Consider the following 18,948-nt stretch of genomic DNA (forward strand, 5'->3'; position numbering starts at 1 on the left):
ACGGCCCCTACTCGCGCTGACGCGAGCGCCCGCAGGACCCGACCACATGCCTCAAGTGCTGTATCAGGCGTTAAATCGGAACTCGTCTCTTCGCGAAAGCACACAGGGCAAATGCGGCTTCGGCCTCTCCGAAGGTTCTGCTTGCCGAATTCCTGCCTCACGCGCTGCTATGTTGAAATTCCCGTTGGTATGAATGCCTTTTACGTCAGGCTATCGAGAGTGACACCACTGAGGGCAGCAAGCGTCTTGAAGGTTTCCTGATCGCCCTTCAGAAACCCTGCTATCGAATACTCGGCGGCCAGACGCGATGCGAAAGATATTGCAGTTTCATCCGTAAGAAGAGCAACTCTGTCCTGAAGTCACATAGCGGAATCCTTGAAACGGTAAGTAATCGCAGCCTCAGGGATGTGCCAAAGAACAAGGGACGCCAAAAAGGCCCCCCAAGGTTCGCATGACTAGGCTCATGAGTTTACCACTCGTTTTACTTTATGCCTGCCGCTTGGTTGCCGCGTCTTGATTGGATCCAAGTCTTTGGCATGAAATCTGATACCGATGAAAGTCGCTTCATCGCCAAGGCGGTAAGCGACAAGGCTGCCATCAAGCACCCGCGACATGATGCTGCCAGTGGTCAAACTTGTTCTTTTAGTCCCGCTGATAAGAGTGACAAAATCTGGTGCTATAGATGGTGCGATGGGAAGACGGTTGATGCTGTCCAATAAACTGGAAGGATGGCGACGAGCGAATGCAAGTTTCCCAATCTTCCGTTGCGCATCAATCTCGAAAACCGTCACAACTATTCTCTCGCGATATAGGCTTTCTGCCTGAGTGCGCGAAGATCCAATAATGGCTGAGACCAGATGCAGAGACACGCTTTCAATAATGTCACGGCAAAGTAGTTCGGCGCTCTCGGCATCAAACACCAGGCGGTGAGCAGCAAGGTCCCAGCTGGCTTCTGATGCAAGACCAGCTTGCACCGAAAGGCTGTAAACAGAATGTAAGCGGCGGCCAGTCACCCTCACTCCGAGCAATACATCGTCAGGTTCTATGGCAAGTGTGTTCAAGACGTTCTCATGAAGTAGGTCGCGGATGGGGCCAAACTCGACTGCTTTTGAACCGTACACGATCCATTTATACAAGCTGCCATATACTGCTTTGGGCCCCGCCTGCCCCGCCGTTGTTGTCGACATTCCCGCAATTCTGGTAAGGGCGTCTAAGACTGCTTCTGGACCACTACGGGCGATGTCATAGCCGACAGCACCTGCTTGGCGCCACTCTTCCTCTGAGATGCCTTTGTTACTGAACTTATGACCTTAGGATAAAACGGCTCCTAACATCTCCCATGCCTTCGCACCCTGTTCGATCGTTTGATCATCCAATCATCTGCCCATACCGGTTGGTTTACCAAGATGTTTTTTTGATGACTTCATCGAAAAGCGCATCACGTGGATTCTTTCTATAGCGTTCCCGCAACCAAGCCAGTTTGATCGCGGGGGCACTTTTGTCAGCAGGTGACGATGGTGTTGTGCGCAGATCACCTTGTTGCTCAGGTTTTGAGAGTGCGGTCATTCCATGATATCTCCATCATCAAATTGATCTGGTGACAAAGGTGGACTGCAAGCGTCGTTCTCGATCAAAGGGGTTTCATCATAAAGAGAGGTAACTTTATCATCAACCAAGTCGTGCCCTAGCAACGGGTCCGAAGCAGGATTATTCATGTACCGAGTGAATTCTTTTGTGCGGGCAACCAGATCGTCAGATGACGGCGAAAACAGCATGATGCCACGCAAACCAGCATGTTCTGCGGTGCGGTCGTCGGCATCCACGCGATAACGATCACGCGCCTCCTGTCCTCGAATGATCTCGACGTTTTCTGCTGCAACGAACATTGCAAGATTGTCGTAGGTTTTGTCTGCCCACTGCTCGTTTTTTTGCAGTAGGCAGTTACCCATTTTCCGTTGGGTAAGAGCACTTCAACCCGTCCCCTTTTTTTATGCCACCACCAAACCTCGAGATTGCGTTCGGCTCCGTTCAGAAACCACTCAGCTATCTCTGGAGCAATGTAATAGTCGAATGCCTGAACGCCAGTTCTCAAGCACATCCACACGAACGGCTCTTAGCTGCCGTTTGTGCGAAATACGTCTAATGACTGCTCCCAGCCCAAAGCAGTCACCCCTATTTGGCACATCAGGCAGTTAGCCGAAGTTAGCTGCGCTTGCTCGTAATCATGCCGCTTTAATGGAACCCGACATCGCGGTGATTGCTGAGGCTCGCAAACCAAGCCTGATCGGGTTCCGCTCGGACGAGATCCGCAGGGTTGTGTCGATAGACGACACCAAGATCATCGGTTGATGTGGCTAGAGCCTCGGCGGTGAAAAAGGAACTAAGACACGTCATGCGTGTATCGGATCTTCCATCCTTTTATGCTATCGTTTGAAAGTGAATTATGTCATTGTTAACTAATGTAATTCGATTTTTGATTAGTTTTTCCTTTTATCTACTGTGCAGTAGCAATCGCTATTCTTGATGCTACGGTCACGATAACGACAAGCGTCCGCACTATACCATTTGTGTGGCACGATTGAGCGGCTTGTTATTTTTTGCGGTTCTGACCCGCTGGCCCACGGGCCTGACGTTCCTCTCCAAAGCGACAGCACTGTAGGGCCTTTGCGCCCCGGACCAATTGCCAGCCTGACCCCTGGCGCAAACAAAGCCCGCGGGTAAAGGATGCCTTTCCATGATCAAAACTGTTTTCTCTCTCTCGTCGCTGGACGGCACTAACGGCTTCCGGATCGACGGGATCGATGCGAATGACTACAGCGGGCGATCGGTCGCGTCTGCGGGCGATGTAAATGGTGACGGCATCGCTGACCTGATCATCGGGGCGCCTATCGCCGATCCGAACGGCGACTCCTCTGCGGGCGAAAGCTATGTGGTGTTCGGCAGCACGGGCGGCTTTAGCTCCAGTCTGTCGCTGTCAGCGCTCGACGGCACCAACGGGTTTCGCATCGACGGGATCAATGCGTTTGACTTCAGCGGGTACTCGGTTTCTTCTGCCGGCGATGTGAATGGCGACGGCGTGGATGACCTGATCATTGGGGCGCGAGGTGGCGATCCGAACGGCACCTCTGGCGCGGGCGAAAGCTATGTTGTGTTCGGTAGCACGGGGGGCTTTGGGTCCAGCCTGTCACTGTCTGCGCTAGACGGCACCAACGGGTTTCGCATCGACGGGATCAATGCGTATGACCGCAGCGGTTATTCGGTCTCCTCTGCTGGGGATGTGAACGGCGACGGGATCGATGATCTGATCATCGGGGCGTTCGGTGCCGATCCGAACGGCAGTTCCGACGCGGGCGAAAGCTATGTTGTGTTCGGCGACACGGGGGGCTTCACCTCCAGCCTGTCGCTGTCAGCACTTGACGGCACAAACGGGTTCCGCATCGACGGGATTGATGCGAGTGACCAGAGCGGGCGCTCGGTTTCCTCTGCGGGCGACTTGAACGGCGATGGCATTGATGATTTGATCATCGGGGCGACTGGTGGCGATCCGAACGGCATCTCCCTTGCGGGCGAAAGCTATGTTGTGTTCGGCAGCACGGGGGGCTTCACCTCCAGCCTGTCGTTGTCCGCACTTGACGGCACAAACGGCTTTCGGATCGACGGGATCGTTACGGGAGACGTCAGCGGGATTTCTGTCTCCTCTGCTGGAGATTTGAACGGCGACGGAGTGGATGACCTGATCATTGGGGCGCGAGGTGGCGATCCAAACGGCGCCAACTACGCGGGCGAAAGCTATGTTGTGTTCGGCAGCACGGGGGGCTTTAGCTCCAGCCTGTCGCTGTCGGCGCTGGACGGCACAAACGGCTTCCGGATCGACGGGACTGATTTTAATGACCAAAGCGGGCGGTCTGTTTCCTCTGCTGGTGATGTGAATGGCGACGGGATCGATGACCTGATCATCGGGGCTTACAATGCAAATAGCGGTGCGGGCGAAAGCTATGTTGTGTTCGGCAGCACGGGGGGCTTTAGCTCCAGCCTGTCGCTGTCTGCGCTGGATGGCTCGACCGGGTTCCGCATCGACGCGATCCATGCGGGTGACAACAGCGGGTTTTCGGTCGCCTCTGCCGGGGATGTGAACGGCGACGGGATCGATGACTTGATCATCGGGGCGCAAGGTGGCGATCCTAACAGCACCTCTGGTGCAGGCGAAAGCTATATTGTGTTCGGCGAGAATGCCGCCGTGGAGGCCGCGGATGACGACGTGGCAACGGACGAGGATACGCCGCTGTCCGGCGATGTGTTGGCCGACAATGGCAACGGTGTCGATCGGGACGATTCACCCAACAACCTGATGTCGATCGCTGCGGTAAACGGTGTGGCGGCGAATGTGGGCAGCCAGATTACGCTGGCCTCGGGCGCGCTGGTGACGGTAAACGCCGACGGAACATTTGACTATGATCCAAACGGCGCGTTCGAGGCGCTGGCCGCTGGTGTCGATGGCACCGACAGCTTTACCTATGCAGTGACGGACGGCAGTTTCGCGCTCACAAACCCCTTCGCCTCCAGCCTATCGCTGTCTGCACTCGACGGCACCAACGGGTTCCGGATCGACGGGATGTTTACGGCTGACTACAGCGGTGCGTCGGTTTCCTCTGCCGGTGATGTGAATGGCGACGGAGTAGATGACCTGATCATCGGAGCAGAGAAAGGCAAGCCGAACGACCGCTACTACGCGGGCGAAAGCTATGTTGTGTTCGGCAACACGGGCGGCTTTACCTCTAGCCTGTCGCTGTCTGCGCTGGATGGCACAAACGGCTTCCAGATCCACGGGATCGATGAGGATGATTACAGCGGGCGATCGGTTGCGTCAGCCGGTGATGTGAATGGCGACGGAGTAGATGACCTGATCATCGGGGCAGAACGTGCTGATCCGAACGGCACCTACAACGCAGGCGAAAGCTATGTTGTGTTCGGCGACACGGGCGGCTTTAGTTCCAGCCTGTCGTTGTCGGCGCTGGACGGCACCAACGGGTTCCGGATCGACGGGATCGATGCGACTGACCTCAGCGGGGGCTCGGTTTCCTCAGCTGGAGATGTGAATGGCGACGGGGTTGATGATCTGATCATCGGGGCACATCGTGCTGATCCGAACGGCACCTCTGGCGCGGGCGAAAGCTATGTTGTGTTCGGCGACACGGGCGGCTTTGGCTCCAGCTTGTCGCTGTCGGCGCTGGATGGCACAAACGGCTTCCGGATCGACGGGATAGATGCGAATGACAACAGCGGGAGCTCGGTCGCCTCTGCGGGCGATATAAATGGCGACGGGATCGATGACCTGATCATCGGAGCACGCTATGCCGATCCGAACGGCACATCCTCCGGCGAAAGCTATGTTGTGTTCGGCGACACGGGCGGCTTCACGTCGAGCCTGTCACTGTCAGCGCTGGATGGCACAAACGGCTTCCGCATCGACGGGATCGATGCGACTGACCTCAGCGGGCGTTCGGTCGCCTCTGCGGGTGATGTAAATGGCGATGGCATTGATGATTTGATCATAGGGGCGCCACTTGCTGATCCAAACGGCAACTCCGTTGCGGGCGAAAGCTATGTTGTGTTCGGCAGCACGGGGGGCTTCACCTCCAGCCTGTCGCTGTCTGCGTTGGACGGTACAAACGGGTTCCGCATCGACGGGATTGATGCGGATGACCGGAGCGGGCGTTCGGTCGCCTCTGCGGGCGATGTGAATGGTGACGGGATCGATGACCTGATCATCGGGGCATATTTTGCTGATCCGAACGGCGCCTCCCTTGCGGGCGAAAGCTATGTTGTTTTTGGCAGTACGGCGGCCTTCACGTCTAGCCTATCGCTGTCTGCGCTGGATGGCACAAACGGGTTCCGGATCGACGGGATTGATGCGGATGACCGGAGCGGGCGTTCGGTCGCCGCTGCTGGTGATGTGAACGGCGACGGTTTTGATGATCTGATCATCGGGGCGGATCGCGGTGATCCGAACGGCACCTCCAACGCGGGCGAAAGCTATGTTGTGTTCGGTCGGGCGACCTTTACCCCCGTGGTTGATACCGCAACAGTCACTGTCACCATCGCCGGTGTGAATGACGCACCTGAGTTGGGCGGCCTGAGCGCCACCGTCGGGGCAACCGAACAGGTCGCGTTGGTGGCCCTGCCGGATGTGACGGTCAGCGACGTGGACACAACCACGCTGGCCTCGGCCACGGTTGCAATCACTGGCGGGCTGGTCACTGCCGAAGACGTGCTGGCCTTTGCCAACACGTCTGGCATGGGCAATATCGCGGGCGTCTATGACGGCAACACTGGCATCCTGACGCTGACCTCTGCCAGTGCCACAGCAACGCCAGCCGAATGGCAGGTGGCGCTGCGCGCAGTGAGTTATACCAATACCTCCAACATGCCCGACACTGGCGATCGCACGCTTTCGGTGACGGTGAATGACGGCACCGCTGACAGCTTGGTGGTGACGCAGACGATCACGGTGACAGCGGTGAACGAAGTGCCTGTGGCGCAGGATGATACCTTTGCCACCGATGAAAACACAGCTTTGCCTACGCGTAATCTAGTGGCCGACAACGGCAATGGCGCAGACAGCGATCTGAATGGTGATGCGCTGACCATTGTGGAAGTGAACGGCGCGTTCACCGATGTGGGCAGCCAGATCACGCTGGCTTCGGGTGCGTTGCTGACAGTGAACGGTGATGGGACGTTTGACTATGACCCGAACGGCGCATTTGAATATTTAGGCACGGGTGTGGATGGCACCGACAGCTTTACCTATACCGTGACCGATGACGATTCCTCGCTGTTCGCGGGCTTCTTTGACGGTGTCCTGTCGTTGTCGGCGCTGGACGGTACAAACGGCTTCCGGATTGACGGGATCGATGCAAGTGACATCAGCGGGGCGTCGGTTTCCTCTGCGGGGGATGTGAACGGCGACGGGATTGATGACCTGATCATCGGGGCCGCTGGTGGCGATCCGAGCGGCGAAAGCTATGTTGTGTTCGGCGACACGGGGGGCTTTGGCTCCAGCCTGTCGTTGTCGGCACTGGACGGATCAAACGGCTTCCGGATCGACGGGATCGATGCGATTGACAACAGCGGGGGGTCGGTTTCCTCTGCCGGAGATGTGAATGGCGACGGCATCGATGACCTGATCATCGGGGCGATTGGTGGCGATCCGAACGGCAACGCCAATGCAGGCGAAAGCTATGTTGTGTTCGGCGACACGGGCGGCTTTAGCTCCAGCCTGTCGCTGTCTGCGCTGGACGGCACAAACGGCTTCCGGATCGACGGGATCGATGGGGCGGACCAGAGCGGGCTCTCGGTTTCATCTGCGGGGGATGTGAACGGCGACGGCATCGATGACCTGATCATCGGCGCAACTGGTGGCGATCCGAACGGCGCTTCCTACGGGGGCGAAAGCTATGTTGTGTTCGGCGACACAGGGGGCTTTAGCTCCAGCCTATCGCTGTCCGCACTCGACGGCACCAACGGCTTCCGGATTGATGGGATCGATGCGAGTGACTACAGCGGATGGTCGGTTTCCTCTGCTGGGGATGTGAATGGCGACAGCATCGATGACCTGATCATCGGGGGGGTTAGCAGCGATCCGAACGGTGACACCGATGCGGGCGAAAGCTATGTTGTGTTCGGCGACACAGGCGGCTTCGGCTCCAGCCTGTCGCTGTCGGCACTGGATGGCACAAACGGGTTCCGGATCGACGGGATCGATGCGGATGACAATAGCGGGCGCTCGGTCACCTCTGCGGGCGATGTAAATGGTGACGGCATCGATGATCTGATCATCGGGGCTCCCCGTGCTGATCCGAACGGCACCTCCGATGCGGGCGAAAGCTATGTTGTGTTCGGCAGCTCGGGGAGCTTTGGCTCCAGCCTGTCGCTGTCTGCGCTGGATGGCAGCAACGGGTTCCGGATCGACGGGATTGATGCGAATGACAACAGCGGATGGTCTGTTTCCTCTGCCGGGGATGTGAATGGCGACGGGATCGATGACTTGATCGTCGGGGCGTACGGCGGCGATCCGAACGGCATCTCCTTTGGAGGCGAAAGTTATGTTGTGTTCGGCAGCACGGGTGGATTTAACTCCAGCCTGTCGTTGTCGGCGCTGGATGGTACAAATGGCTTCCGGGTCGACGGGATCGATGCGTATGACTTCAGCGGGGGGGCGGTTTCCGCTGCGGGTGATGTGAATGGCGATGGCTTTGATGATTTGATCATCGCAGCAACTGGTGGCGATCTGAACGGCACCTCCAATGCGGGCGAAAGCTATGTGGTGTTCGGCAGGGCGACCTTTGCGCCCGTGGTCGATACTGCCACCGTTACGGTCACCATCTATGGTCTGAACGACGCACCAACCGGAAGCGGCCTGCCGACGGTGTTGGTCGCGGATGAGGCAGTCGCCTCGGATCTGGATCTGTCGGGCACCACCTTGTCAGATGCGGAAACCGATCCGCTTATCCTGACAATTTCTGCATCAACTGGTGTTCTGACTGCCGCGTCATCCGCAGGTGTCTTTGTTTTGACCTCCGGCACGGATACGCTGTCTCTCTTTGGCACAACCGCATCGCTGAACGCGTATCTGCAAAGCAGCGACGCGATCCAGTACACAGGCCCGCAAGACGTGTTTGGCGATGGTGCTGCAACGCTGACGATCTCGGTTCTTGACCCCGAAGATCAGGTGCTCCTGAGCACGGTGCAGGTGAACATCACGGATGTGGCCGAAACACAGACAGGGGGCACAGGCAACGACAGCCTGGAGGGGACCTTCGGCGCAGATATCTTGCTCGGCAACGAGGGCAACGACACGCTCACTGGTAGCAGCGGCAATGATCTGTTGAATGGCGGCAGTGGCTTTGACACGGCTGATTATTCCACCGCAAGCGATGATCTGGCGGTAAATATCAATTTTGGCGGCGCACAGGTTGTTTCCGCTGCGTTGGGTGCGGATACATTTGTCTCGATCGAAGGGCTGCTGGGCGGAACGGGGCATGACCTGTTGGTCGGCAGCGCAGTTGGCAACGTCATTGATGGTGGCGCCGGTGACGACGAAATCTACGGCATTGGCGGCGGCGACATTCTGCGCGGTGGTGCGGGGAATGACCAAATCGAAGGCTCCGGCGGCAATGACACCATGCTCGGTGGCGCAGGCGATGCGGACGTGCTGAGCTACTTTAACGCAGCGGCGGGTGTCAGGGTCAATCTGCGGCTGCAGGGGACCGAGCAAGCGGTTGGTGGATCGTCTGGAACTGACGTATTCACCGAATTCGAGGACCTCTACGGCTCTAATTCCGGCGGTGATATTCTGATCGGAAGCACGGCAGATAACCGCATTCTGGGCTTTGCCGGGGCGGACCAGATATTTGGCTTTGACGGGCAGGATGACCTGATCGGCATGCAGGGAAATGACACACTTGTGGGCGGCCAAGGCAGTGATGAACTGACGGGGGGCGGCGGCAGTGATCGCTTTGTGTTCAACCTGGCAAGCGAAAGCACATTTACGCTGCGCGATACGATCAAGGACTTTGGCGTCGGTGGCGCTGACGTTGTCGATCTGAGCGCAATTGACGCCAATACTGGTGTGAGCGGAAACCAAATCTTCAATTTTGTCGGATCATCCGCCTTTGCAAATGCAGGGGATTTACGGTTTGTGACCAACGGCATCGATGGCTATATTCTGGGGGATGTGGACGGCAATGGCGCCACTGATCTGAACATCCTGCTTCTTGGTGTAACGTCAATGAGTGCCAGTGATTTTGACCTCTAACGGCTCTGCATAGCGGATTCCCAAGGGTGCAGCCAACCATCCAAAGGGGGCATCGACGAAAGAGTGAAACGGGCCTTCACAATCCTGACGTCCCCCATTTGAGTGGTCCAGATTGAAAGTTTGTGCGTGATGGGCCTCCGCATCCATCGGTGCGACGGATGCGGCGGTATGTCCGTCGCATCTGTGTGCCGCGTAGCGAACGTCAGCAATCCGCCCAAAGTGCCCTGACTATTTGTTATGCGCCCCACTCAGAGACAAGGACTGTCACGGTTTGGTCAGAAGCCTTCCAACTTCCGATTTGTCGATCACAATTGCCGAAAACCCAGCAACACCTGACAGGCTATAGACCTGTGTCAGACTACGATCCAAAATCAGGCCCATTACACGATCCGTGGATGCTCCATATTTTTGTGCGGCCTCAGCGATACCGATCCGGGACACCCAATTTGGAGACGGCGGGAACGACGTAAAGTAGGCCAACCAGTGTTGGATCGTTGCTTCCGTGAACCTTGGTCGGCCCTTTTCGCCTCCCTCCCCCGGTTTCAGAATGCCTGCGCGGATGAGTGCCTCCATTTGCGAACGCGTCATTCCCAATCGTTTCTGTGCCGCCGAGAATGTGACCGCCCCACTCGCTTGCTCAAGTACCTCCTGCATCGACCGCGCTGAATAGTACCTCGAAATCTGGTAAATCTGTTTCGGTGATGATCCCAGCGTCAGTTAGAATGTGGCGAAATCGCTTCGGATGCAGGTTGTGTGTCTTCGCCGCTGTCCTGATCGAGTGCAGACGCCTTGTCGTAAGAACGTAGTCGAGCGCCTGATCCCCAGGACCCAGGGGCCAATTATCGAGAGTATGCTGTGATTTCCGTGGGACCGCTATCCAGCAATCGAAATCCGACTGATGTCGCCACGGCCAGCTCGACCCCAGACATCCCGCCGAGTATCGCGTCCTTTCCATAGATTTGCGAAATGCCCAGCATCTCGCAAGTTGCCCCCAGAGCATCGATTGGAGGGCAGCTCACCCATCCGTCAGGCATATCACCTGCCAGCCTGCGCTCGACATGTTCCTCGTAAAGCCCCTGTCAGCCATCAGTTGATCAAGGGACCCCTCGCCAATCTAGGGCAACCAGAGCGACCACGTATCGAAGAATTCATGCTGGACAATGTCTTCTGGTGCCGAGACCAGCAACAGCTAGTGAATGTGACATACACGCGCTGACGCAAACGCCCACAGGATACGACCACGCCCCAAGTGCCGTATAAGCGGGCAACTCGGGGCCTGTATCTTCGCGAAAGCACGCTGGGCAAAATGCGGCTTCGTCCCCTCAGAAGGTTGTGCATCCCAAGTACCTGTCCCATGCACCAATATGTAGAAATTCCCTTCGGGATGAATGCATACTGGGACAGATCATCGAGTGTGACGCCACCGAGAGCGGCAAGCGTATTGAAGGTTTATTGATCACCCTTCAGAAATCCCGTCATCGAATGCTCGGCATCCATTAAGAGTTCCGCCATAGTTGGACTCCCGTTAACCGCAGTCAAACGCGATGCAAAAGACGCCGCAGTCTCGTCCGCATGAAGGGCAACTGTGTTCTGTAGTCTCGCGGCATCCCTGAAACGACGAGCGATCGTAGTCTCAGAGATGTGCCAAAGAAAAAGGGATGCCACAAGGGCACCCCGAGGTTCGCATGACCAGGCTCATTAGTTTACCGCTCGTTATTATTTTATGCCTGCGGCTTGGTCAGCGTCAGGGGCGAGCGCACCCGCCCCATGTAAAGGTGGGAAGGAACTAAGTACCGCCCCCACCCTATCTCGTATCAGCTACAGCCGGATGTCCCGCCGCAGGTGTTGCACTTCATGCAGGTGCCGTTGCGCACCAGTGTATAGTTGCCGCATTCGCCACATGCTTCACCCTCATAGCCTTGCATCTTGGCCTTGCTGCGTAGGTCCATCGACACGAGGCCCGAAGATATTGCAGTGGTGTTGGTTGCTACAACAGTTGCAGTGGCAACACCGCCGTCGCCCTCAGGGACCAGCGATGAAATTGCATCCATCGCAGCGGATTGCCCGCCTTGTAGCACTGTCAGGTTTTGCGGCACACGGTTGCGCAAGTAACCTTGCGAGGTAATCTGGCGCAGTACTTCGAGCGATTTAGAAGCCGCGTTCTCGGAGACACTGGAGACATTCGAGACGCTTTCTTCATCACCACGGCCCAAGGTGTCGAACGTCGCTCCCTGCGGCTGTACATGCGCAAGGTCCGTACGGTCCAGATAGCTGACTGCCAACTCACGGAAGATGTAATCGAGGATCGAGGTTGCTGATTTGATGCTGTCGTTGCCTTGCACCATGCCCGCTGGTTCAAACTTGGTGAAGGTGAACGCGTCAACGAACTCCTCCAGTGGCACACCGTATTGCAGGCCTACAGAGACAGCGATGGCGAAATTGTTCATCATCGCACGGAACCCAGCACCCTCTTTGTGCATATCGATAAAGATTTCACCTAGGTTGCCGTCCTCATATTCCCCCGTGCGCAGGTACACTTTGTGCCCGCCCACGTTGGCCTTCTGAGTATAGCCTTTGCGGCGCTGTGGCATCTTTTCGCGGTGTGATTTGATGATCTCTTTGACGATCACCTTCTCGACGATCTTTTCCGCCAGCACGACTGCTTTCTCGTGGTTTGATCCGCTTTCCAGCGTTTCTGCCGCTTCATCATCATCTTCAACCAATGCCGCCGCTAGTGGTTGGGACAATTTAGAGCCGTCGCGGTACAGCGCGTTTGCCTTAATACCCAAGGACCATGACAGCTCATAGGCTTTTTGGCAGTCCTCGATGGTTGCATCGTTTGGCATGTTGATCGTTTTCGAGATCGCCCCAGAGATAAACGATTGTGCCGCTGCCATCATGTAGATGTGGCTGTTGACGGACAGGTAACGTTTGCCCTTTTTGCCGCAGGGGTTGGCGCAATCAAAGATACTGTAATGCTCTTCTTTCAGGTGCGGCGCACCTTCCAGCGTCATTGTGCCACAAACATGGTCGTTTGCTGCGCTTACGTCCTGCTTGGAGAATCCAAGGGATTTCAGCAGATCAAACGTGGGGTCATTCAGTTTCGCCGCGGGAATACCCAAAACTTGGGTGCAGAATTCTTCGCCCAGCGTCCACTGGTTGAACACAAACCTGATGTCGAATGCAGAGGCCAGCGCGCCGTCAATCTTGGCCAGTTCATTTGGTCCAAATCCGTGGCCCATCAACGTGGTGTGGTTGATGCCCGGTGCATTGCCGATGGTCCCATGACCAACCGCGTAACCTACGATTTCTTCGATCTGCGCCGAACCGTAACCTTGCTTTTCTAGTGCTGCTGGAACGGATTGGTTGATGATCTTAAAGTAACCGCCGCCTGCAAGTTTCTTGAACTTCACCAGAGCAAAGTCAGGCTCGATCCCTGTTGTGTCGCAATCCATCACCAGACCGATGGTGCCAGTTGGCGCAATCACGGACGTTTGTGCGTTGCGGTAACCGTGCTGTTCACCCAGCTTCAGCGCCTCGTCCCATGTGGACATCGCCACATCAACCAGACCCGCCTGTGGGCAGTTGGCGTGATCAAGCGGCAAAGGCTTGATCGCAAGGTTTTCATATCCGGTCGCTTCGCCGTAGGCGGCATGACGGTGGTTACGAATGACCCGCAGCATGTGCTTGCTGTTTTTGCTGTAGCCCGGGAATGCGCCCAGTTCACGTGCCATTTCGGCAGATGTTGCATAGGCAACGCCCGTCATAATCGCAGTCAAGGCACCACACAACGCGCGGCCTTCGTCACTGTCATAGCTAAAGCCCATGTTCATCAGCAAGCCACCGATGTTGGCATAGCCAAGGCCCAATGTGCGGAAGTCATAAGACCGCTGTGCAATCTCTTTGGAGGGGAACTGCGCCATCATCACCGAGATTTCCAGCGTCACAGTCCACAGACGGGATGCGTGCATGTAATCTTCAACCTGAAACTCGCCATCCTTAAGGAAGGTCAGCAGGTTCATGGAGGCAAGGTTACAAGCTGTATCATCAAGGAACATGTATTCCGAACACGGGTTGGATCCGCGGATCGCGCCGTCTTCGGGGCAAGTGTGCCAGTCGTTCACTGTGTCGTGGTATTGGATGCCCGGATCGGCGCAGGCCCATGCGGCATGGCCAACCTGATCCCACAAATCACGTGCGCGGATTGTTTTGGCGACTTTGCCAGTTGTACGGTCTAGCAGCTCCCAATCAGCGTCTTTTTCGCAAGCGGTCAAAAAGCCGTTAGTTACGCGGATCGAGTTATTCGAGTTTTGGCCAGAGACCGAGCTATACGCCTCGGAGTCCCAATCCGTGTCGTAGGTCGGGAATTCAATTGAGGTATGGCCCTGCTTTGCATAATCCAACACGCGCTTTACGTATGTCTCTGGGATTGCAACTTTTTTGGCCGCACGGATCGCGTCTTTTAACTGCTCGTTCTTAGCAGGGTCATAGGCGTCTGCTTCCAGACCATCCCAGCCCGCAATCGCCTTAAAAATCAGGTTCAGCTTTTGCTCGTGCATTTTTGAGCCCGCGACGATGGAGGCAACCTTTTGCTCTTCAAGCACTTTCCAGTTGATGAAGTCCTCAACATCCGGGTGATCGGCATCCACGATGACCATCTTGGCCGCGCGGCGCGTTGTGCCGCCTGATTTGATTGCACCTGCAGCGCGGTCACCGATTTTCAGGAACCCCATCAGACCAGAAGACTTGCCGCCGCCTGACAGGCTCTCTCCTGCTCCGCGCAAGGACGAGAAATTCGTGCCTGTGCCGGAACCGTATTTGAACAGACGTGCTTCGCGCACCCAGAGATCCATGATGCCGCCATCACCCACCAGATCATCCGCTACTGACTGGATAAAACATGCGTGTGGCTGGGGATGTTCATAGCTGGAGGTTGAGCGGGTCAGCACGCCAGTTTTATGATCCACATAGTAGTGGCCCTGTGCCGGACCATCGATACCATATGCCCAGTGCAAACCAGTGTTAAACCATTGTGGGGAATTCGGTGCGGCGCGCTGTGAGGCCAGCATGTGACGCATTTCGTCATAGTAGCTGCGTGCGTCTTCTTCTGTGCTGAAATAGCCGCCCTTCCAGCCCCAGTACGCCCATGCGCCTGCAAGACGATCAAAGACCTGCTTGGAAGACGTCTCACCGCCCATTTCGGCGTCCTCATCAGGAACAGAACGCCACAAGAACTCTGGAACGTTCTTTTCTTTCACGCGTTTAACTTTGGAAGGCACGCCCGCCTTGCGGAAATATTTTTGAGCAATGACATCGGAGGCCACTTGGCTCCAGGATTTGGGCACTTCGACATTGTCGAGATGAAAGACTATCGAACCATCAGGATTGCGAATTTCGGAGACCGTGCTCACGAAATCCAAATCTGCGTAGGCGTCTTTTCCTTGAGTAGTGAAATTCCGTTCAATTTTCATCGCGCTGCCCCATTTCCAGCTTCTTCATTTTTAGACGCGCATTTGCCCGCCCACCTCGTCACCAAACAGCAAAGTCAGCCATAGCCGCGGCCAAGGGAGGATCCCCTAACACGCGCACCGATCGAACCGTCATATAAAGACCGTTTGCCTGTACTTTGTTGCGCGACCCGCCAATTGAGCGTTTTATCACTACATGTTGTGGCTGCGTCGTCAGCACCCGCAATTTGGCGTAGATGACCCTAACAGGTCAACGATTTTTTTACCTTCCGTGAGCCAGAAAATGGGTTGACGGACACCATCGGAAACCGCGCTTGCAGCCAGATGTGATTCACGACCAAAACCAAGGCGAAGCAGTCTTAAAAACTGGCACCTAGAAAACCAATACTTTTAGCTAACTTAGCCTAGCCATCCCGTTTGTTTTTAAATGATTCAGTTTGTGAATACCGCCAGCTCGCCTCATTTTTGATCGTCAGAAAAAAAATAACCAAATCCCGCCGATCGTTCAAAATGGGTTTCTGGGCCACACCAAATTGTGGGGAAAACACCACTGGTAGTAGCAGAATGCGTTAACTTTTGGTTAACCAACACTATATGTAGTTATTAAGAAAATCCGGCGATGGCGCCCAATTGTTCGAATCCCAATCAAGTGGTGATGGAGAAACCCGAATAAATGAAAAACTGGGTGGCCTTAAAACGCCTTGTGGCCCTTCTGCTAATGCAGAAGAGCCAAACAAGATGTTGGGTTTTTGTAGAATGGTCGGGGCGAGAAGATTCGAACTTCCGACCCCCTGTACCCAAAACAGGTGCGCTACCAGGCTGCGCCACGCCCCGACTAAGGCTTCTTTAGCGAAGCCACACAGGATTGAAAAGACTAAATAGTCCTCTTTGTGAATCTAATTTCATTCACTGCAATTCCACGGTGTTTCACGGCTGGCAAATGCTGGATGACGCAGCACATCCCCTACCCCAATACCCATACGTTTCGCCAATCCACCGTTGATCTCAAGCGCGCCCATCAAAAGCATATCGCCCGGAGAAATGACGGTTTCATCAAGCGGCTGCGCACGGTGATGGATGTGCCTGATCACACCAAAGCCATCCAAGAATAGCATATCCAGCTCGATCAGCGTGTTGCGCATCCAAAAGCTCATCCGCTGGGGTTTGTCATATACAAACAGCATGCCCTTGCTCAAAGGCATGTTTGCGACATTCATCAGCCCTTGTGCCCGGCTGGCGTCAGATGCAGCAACATCTACGCTAAAAATCGCCTTGCCAAATCCGCCTGTAATCGTTGCCCGGTCTGACTGACAAGGCAGCAAAGATGTCTGTGCAAATGCTGGCGACGCTAAAGCAGTGCTGGCCGCTAGTCCTGCGATGAATCTTCGTCTGCTATAATTATTGTTTCCCACGCTTGCACCTCTGCCGCCATGCGGCCCCGCTTGCCTTCGATCACGCGCATTGCGATGGCTTCACCAGGGGCCAGATCAGATAATCCTGACTGACGCAGCACATCCACATGCACAAATATATCTTCGCTTTTACCAAAGGCATTGGCAAATCCAAACCCTTTGGCTTTATCGAACCACTTGATCCTCGCTGCCATCATCGGGCTGCGCGCGATCTCGTCCTTATCCATCTCTGCGATGTCGTCCAAAGTTGTATAGGCCCCTTCGGGCGGCACAACGGACAGCACTTCTGACGCTTGCACGCCACGGTCAGTCTCTTGCACCAACAAATCAACTCGTGATCCATCAGCAACCGAGCTTTGTCCGTAATTTCTCAGCACATTTACGTGCAGTAGTATATCGGCACCACCGTCTTCGGATACAACAAAACCAAAACCCTTAACCGGGTCAAACCATTTAACGATTCCCAAAACACGCTTTTGCACCGGCTCATTCTCGTCCGTATGTGTCATATTGGTCTAACCGTCTTTCAAATCTACTCTTAGGCCAAACAGGCCCACCGCCAAAATAATAGGCGGATCTTATACATCCCTATGGGTTCAGTAACTTAATATCCCATTCTGCATCAACTGAACTGCGGCGCCACTGGTATCGATTGTGAAGCCGCGCATCTCCGTCACCCCAGAACTCTAGTTCGAGAGGCCGCAAACGAAAGCCGCCCCAATAAGGTGGACGAGGTGGATTATCTCCATACTTCGCTGTCGCATCCTCAAGCCTTTTTTCCAGGACCGCGCGGTCCTCAAGGGGTTGTGACTGATCAGACGCCCAAGCCCCTAGGCGACTCTTGAGGGAGCGCGAAGCGTAATATGCATCTGCAATTGGTCCGTCTTCACGGGTAATCAAACCACGCGCGCGGATTTGGCGTCGCAAGGTTTTCCAATGGATGACAAATGCAGCCTTACCTGATTGATCCAGCTCTTGGGCCTTTGCGCTACCGTAGTTGGTATAAAAGACAAATGCGTCGTCTTCGATCGCCTTAAGAAGAACGACACGCACATTAGGCATGCCATCGGCATCGACCGTACTAAGCGCCATTGCATCTGGGTCATTTATTTCTTGTTCGGCAGCTGTGCCAAGCCATTCACGCGCGAGAGCAAATGGGTCATTTCCTGCAAAAATACCAGTTCGGTTGGTCATTACACGCTCCTCACTACTGTATTGCCGCCGCACTTAGGTTACTCAATGGATCTGACAGTCCACTCAAGCATCACAATTAGCTTCCCAGCGTAGGCATACTATTACGTTACCACTCAATTCTACCAAACTGGCGGCCTGTGCAACCAAAATCACTATATCCCACGCCTTGACTTGATGGTCGCCAGCCAATCGCGTAGACAAATCGCTAATCGTTAATGAACGGAGTTTACGTCAATGTCTAACAATCTAATGGCAGGCAAGCGCGGGTTAATCATGGGATTGGCCAACGACAAATCAATTGCCTGGGGCATTGCCAAACAGCTAAGCGACGCTGGTGCAGAGCTAGCGTTTTCGTACCAAGGCGACGCGCTGAAAAAACGCGTTAACCCGCTGGCTGCACAACTGGGATCAGATATCGTTTTGCCTTGTGATGTTGGCGACGAGGAGTCCATTGACGCCCTTTTCGCAGGTCTAGCCGAGCGTTGGGACAATCTGGATTTCATCGTACACGCTATTGGCTTTTCGGACAAAAACGAACTGCGCGGTCGTTACGTAGATACAAGCCGCTCCAATTTTGCCCTATCAATGGATATCTCGGTCTATTCTTTCACAGCAGTTGTTCAACGTGCCGAGAAGATGATGAACAACGGCGGCTCTTGCCTAACGCTCACCTACTACGGCGCGGAAAAAGTAATGCCGCACTATAATGTAATGGGTGTCGCAAAGGCTGCTTTGGAGGCATCGGTGCAGTACCTTGCCGAAGATTTAGGCAAAGATGGTATTCGCGTGAACGCCATTTCAGCGGGTCCAATCAAAACACTTGCGGCATCAGGAATTGGTGACTTTCGGTACATCATGAAATGGAACGAATATAATTCTCCCCTGCGGCGCAATGTCACCATCGACGAAGTTGGCAAATCTGCTTTGTATCTGCTGTCTGATCTGGGCTCTGGCACCACAGGTGAAAACCTACACGTTGATGCTGGATACCACGTTGTCGGCATGAAAGCCGTCGACGCGCCAGATATGGCCAAGGGCTAACCACACATAAAAAAGGCGC

At 55.1% G+C, this 18,948-nt stretch carries 10 protein-coding genes and 1 tRNA gene; 2 read left to right on the forward strand and 9 right to left on the reverse strand.

Annotation, left to right across the window (positions count from 1 at the left end; genetic code table 11):
• Positions 1-461 precede the first annotated feature (461 nt).
• The 3 genes from V7775_RS12785 to V7775_RS12795 form a co-directional block, all read right to left on the reverse strand.
• Positions 462-1,187: a hypothetical protein gene (locus tag V7775_RS12785; protein WP_335752291.1), complete on the reverse strand. Its 726-nt coding sequence runs from the start codon at positions 1,185-1,187 to the stop codon at positions 462-464.
• Positions 1,188-1,398: 211 nt separating this feature from the next.
• A complete protein-coding gene (locus V7775_RS12790) occupies positions 1,399-1,566 on the reverse strand; it encodes a hypothetical protein (protein WP_335752292.1) in 168 nt (55 codons plus the stop codon).
• Entirely contained in the window at positions 1,563-1,949 is a 387-nt protein-coding gene (locus tag V7775_RS12795; RefSeq protein ID WP_335752293.1) for a hypothetical protein, read from the reverse strand. Before V7775_RS12795 ends, V7775_RS12790 begins: the two co-directional genes overlap by 4 nt.
• 785 nt (positions 1,950-2,734) lie before the next feature.
• Here V7775_RS12795 and V7775_RS12800 point away from each other — a divergent pair.
• Positions 2,735-9,814 (forward strand): beta strand repeat-containing protein, encoded by a 7,080-nt coding sequence (locus V7775_RS12800; RefSeq protein ID WP_335752294.1) that lies wholly within the window; start codon positions 2,735-2,737, stop codon positions 9,812-9,814.
• Between the two features lie 264 nt (positions 9,815-10,078).
• Here V7775_RS12800 and V7775_RS12805 read toward each other — a convergent pair whose 3' ends face one another.
• The 6 genes from V7775_RS12805 to pdxH form a co-directional block, all read right to left on the reverse strand.
• Positions 10,079-10,468 carry a hypothetical protein gene (locus V7775_RS12805; protein WP_335752295.1) on the reverse strand — a complete coding sequence of 130 codons (390 nt, stop codon included), beginning with the start codon at positions 10,466-10,468 and terminating at the stop codon, positions 10,079-10,081.
• A gap of 1,160 nt (positions 10,469-11,628) precedes the next feature.
• Positions 11,629-15,285, reverse strand: coding sequence for a vitamin B12-dependent ribonucleotide reductase (locus V7775_RS12810; protein WP_335752296.1), 3,657 nt, complete (start codon positions 15,283-15,285; stop codon positions 11,629-11,631).
• 754 nt (positions 15,286-16,039) lie between these two features.
• Positions 16,040-16,116 (reverse strand) — tRNA-Pro (locus V7775_RS12815).
• A 68-nt stretch (positions 16,117-16,184) separates the two neighbouring features.
• A complete protein-coding gene (locus tag V7775_RS12820; RefSeq protein WP_335752297.1) occupies positions 16,185-16,694 on the reverse strand; it encodes a DUF192 domain-containing protein in 510 nt (169 codons plus the stop codon).
• Entirely contained in the window at positions 16,649-17,203 is a 555-nt protein-coding gene (locus V7775_RS12825; RefSeq protein WP_335752298.1) for a cold-shock protein, read from the reverse strand. The genes V7775_RS12820 and V7775_RS12825 overlap by 46 nt, the downstream gene beginning before the upstream one ends.
• 79 nt (positions 17,204-17,282) lie before the next feature.
• Positions 17,283-17,888 carry a pyridoxamine 5'-phosphate oxidase gene (gene pdxH / locus V7775_RS12830; RefSeq protein WP_335752299.1) on the reverse strand — a complete coding sequence of 202 codons (606 nt, stop codon included), beginning with the start codon at positions 17,886-17,888 and terminating at the stop codon, positions 17,283-17,285.
• Between the two features lie 234 nt (positions 17,889-18,122).
• Between pdxH and fabI the strand changes: the two genes are divergently transcribed.
• Positions 18,123-18,929, forward strand: a complete 807-nt coding sequence (fabI, locus tag V7775_RS12835) for an enoyl-ACP reductase FabI (RefSeq protein WP_335752300.1) — start codon at positions 18,123-18,125, stop codon at positions 18,927-18,929.
• Positions 18,930-18,948 lie beyond the last annotated feature (19 nt).

Source organism: Sulfitobacter sp. (assembly GCF_036960155.1).
Lineage (GTDB): Bacteria > Pseudomonadota > Alphaproteobacteria > Rhodobacterales > Rhodobacteraceae > Sulfitobacter.

Bases quoted from the DNA above. Each gene is read 5' to 3' on its own strand.
- V7775_RS12810 (WP_335752296.1), bottom strand. From the start codon at position 15,285: ATGAAAATTGAACGGAATTTCACTACTCAAGGAAAAGACGCCTACGCA.
- fabI (WP_335752300.1), top strand. From the start codon at position 18,123: ATGTCTAACAATCTAATGGCAGGCAAGCGCGGGTTAATCATGGGATTG.
- pdxH (WP_335752299.1), bottom strand. From the start codon at position 17,888: ATGACCAACCGAACTGGTATTTTTGCAGGAAATGACCCATTTGCTCTC.
- V7775_RS12825 (WP_335752298.1), bottom strand. From the start codon at position 17,203: ATGACACATACGGACGAGAATGAGCCGGTGCAAAAGCGTGTTTTGGGA.
- V7775_RS12795 (WP_335752293.1), bottom strand. From the start codon at position 1,949: ATGGGTAACTGCCTACTGCAAAAAAACGAGCAGTGGGCAGACAAAACC.
- V7775_RS12785 (WP_335752291.1), bottom strand. From the start codon at position 1,187: ATGTCGACAACAACGGCGGGGCAGGCGGGGCCCAAAGCAGTATATGGC.
- V7775_RS12790 (WP_335752292.1), bottom strand. From the start codon at position 1,566: ATGACCGCACTCTCAAAACCTGAGCAACAAGGTGATCTGCGCACAACA.
- V7775_RS12800 (WP_335752294.1), top strand. From the start codon at position 2,735: ATGATCAAAACTGTTTTCTCTCTCTCGTCGCTGGACGGCACTAACGGC.
- V7775_RS12805 (WP_335752295.1), bottom strand. From the start codon at position 10,468: ATGCAGGAGGTACTTGAGCAAGCGAGTGGGGCGGTCACATTCTCGGCG.